The sequence below is a fragment of the Microcystis sp. M53602_WE12 genome (genome assembly GCF_030065455.1).
In the GTDB taxonomy this organism is placed as follows: Bacteria; Cyanobacteriota; Cyanobacteriia; order Cyanobacteriales; family Microcystaceae; genus Microcystis; species Microcystis aeruginosa.
In genome coordinates this window covers 1-2576 of record NZ_JASJFB010000422.1, presented here as the reverse complement: position 1 = coordinate 2576, position 2576 = coordinate 1, and the positions used below count along the sequence as shown (strand labels likewise).

General features: G+C 45.8%; 2 protein-coding genes. One reads left to right on the top strand and one right to left on the bottom strand.

The genetic code is table 11. The annotated features are described in order from the left end of the window. Nucleotides 1-221: 221 nt before the first annotated feature. Nucleotides 222-989 carry an ABC transporter ATP-binding protein gene (locus PX482_RS14260; RefSeq protein ID WP_288024588.1) on the bottom strand — a complete coding sequence of 256 codons (768 nt, stop codon included), beginning with the start codon at nucleotides 987-989 and terminating at the stop codon, nucleotides 222-224. 211 nt (nucleotides 990-1200) lie between these two features. Here PX482_RS14260 and PX482_RS14255 point away from each other — a divergent pair, with 211 nt between their 5' ends. Continuing rightward, a complete protein-coding gene (locus tag PX482_RS14255) occupies nucleotides 1201-2277 on the top strand; it encodes an AI-2E family transporter (RefSeq protein WP_288122586.1) in 1077 nt (358 codons plus the stop codon). Nucleotides 2278-2576 lie beyond the last annotated feature (299 nt).

Genomic DNA, 2576 nt, shown 5'->3' with positions numbered 1-2576 from the left:
CATCCATATCATTGCCCATCAATCGATTAAGTAGCTGGTTATAATTAAATTAAAAATGGATTTTAGGTTCGATCCCCCCTTAGTCCTAGAGTTGATTCATAGTAGGGTTGATTCATGAATCAACCCTACCCTTAGTCCCCCTTGATAAGGGTGGTGTCTGATAATTTTTAACGCCTACCTACTTATCTCCCATTAACCTGAAGAGGAATTATCTAAAATCCTTATTCATCCCCTAAATAAGCTTCAATCACCGCGCGATTCTCCCTGACTGTAGCTGGATCTCCCAAAGCGATTAACTTACCGAAATCTAACACGGCAATGCGATCGCATAATCCCATCACTAAAGGCACATGATGTTCGATTAACAGGACGGTTAGAGCTAAATTATCGCGAATTTGTCGAATTAGCTGACTTAATGACCCCTTTTCGCTGGGATTCATCCCGGCTGCTGGTTCATCCAGGAGTAATAACTGGGGTTGCAAAGCTAAAGCGCGGGCAATTTCCAAGCGTCTTTGATCACCATAGGCTAAATTACGGGCTTTTCGATTGCTTTGGTCGGTTAGTCCGACTAAATCTAATAATTCCCCCGCTCTTTTATAGGTTTTTTCCTCCTCCCTTCTCGAAGCTGGTAAACCCAAAATTCCTGTCCAGAGATTGGAGCTATTATGAATGTGACCAGCGATCGCAACATTTTCTAAAGCCGATAATTCACCAAATAAGCGCAAATTCTGGAAAGTACGGGCAATTCCTGCCTTAGCGATCTGGTGAGGACGATAATTCGCCAAACTGTCGCCTTGATAAATTAAATCACCACTCGATAGGGGAATTAAACCGGTGATCAGATTAAATAAAGTCGTTTTTCCCGCCCCATTCGGTCCAATTAAGCCAAAAATCTCGTTTTTTTGTACCTGAAAGCCAACGCCATCCACAGCGACTAATCCCCCAAATCGACGGGTGGCTCCCCGCACTTCTAATAAATTTGCTTGCATCCTTGTTAATAGATTAAATTAGTCGATTTTACTCGATCAAGACGATTGGAAGTAAAGATTTATCGGGCAATTATTTTGATTAGGAAATATTTTACACAATCCCCACCAGATAAGCAAGACGGCTGACCACTACCAGCGAATCACTACCGATAACGAAAAACTGCCATAATTGCAGCAATGTCCTCATCTAGCCAAAAGGCGATCGCTATTGATGAAAAATGACGCTAAAATTATCGATCTCGTCATCCGGCTGTTTTTTCTCGGCCTGTTGTTATTTGCCGGTTTTACCCTACTGCGTCCCTTCCTAACCATGATCCTCTGGGGAGCAATTCTAGCGATCGCTTGGTATCCGATCTTTCTCTGGTTAAAAAAGCTGCTCGCTGGCCGGGCGAAACTGGCCACAGTTCTCCTCACCCTACTTTGTCTAGGGATTATTATCGGTCCGGTGAGTGGTATTGCAGCGGTTCTGGCCGGTAATCTGCGAACGCTGGCGGAATATATCGATACTGGTGCGGCGGTGATTCCCCCTCCCCCCGACGATCTGGCCACCTGGCCGCTGATTGGCGAAAGGATTGCCGGTCTCTGGCAGCAGGCATCGGATAACACGGGTCAATTTCTTCAACGCTTCGAGCCACAATTAAAAGAACTGGGCAAAATATCCCTTTCTCTGGCCACCAGTACTGGTCTGACGGTGCTGAAATTTATCGCCTCGATTCTGATTGCGGCAGCCCTCACCCTCTCGGCTAAAAATCTGACTCGCCCGATGAACCGGTTAGCGGAAAAGATCGCCCCGGGTAGAGGCATCGCGCTGGCCAGTCTAACCGCCTCCACCGTCCGCAATGTTAGCCGTGGTGTTATTGGCGTTGCTATTATCCAGAGTCTTTTGATCGGCATCGGTTTAGTGACGGTGGGAACCCCTGCAGCCGGTTTATTAACTTTCCTCACCCTAATTTTGGGCATTCTCCAAATTGGCCCTGGTTTGATTGTCTTGGGGGCGCTCATTCACGCTTGGGTAACACTACCCCATTCCATCGCCCTCTTGTTTACCATCTGGATGATTCCCGCCACCTTGGTGGATAATTTCCTCAAACCGATCTTAATGGGGCGCGGTCTGCCCATTCCCATGGTGGTGATTCTGCTAGGGGTGTTCGGGGGAGTGATCGCCTACGGGATTATTGGTTTGTTCGTCGGACCGGTTCTGCTCGGTCTCTGCTACGAGTTAGTTAGGGCTTGGATTGGCGAGGATAGCCCCGAATCGGTGGCCAATAGCCATGATCAGCCAATCTAAGGGCGGATAGAGCTAATTTTTACCTTAATCTTTCCAGGAAACTTAGGAAAAAAAGATTAATTTAGCCACGGTTCCGGTTAAGCAGATTGAGGTAAAAGTAGGCTCATCTAAAGGTAAGATTTCTTCAGTTGGTGACAGCAAGCAATCAAACCGCAGAAACCAGACTGAAGTGAGGAGAAGGTTTGATTTAAGCAATAGGTATTGATTTGAATGTGGCGGCTGATTTATTGTAAGAAGATAAAGGTGTATATTTGGCTGGCAATTAATAGAAAAATAAATAAAATTACTGATTTATATTT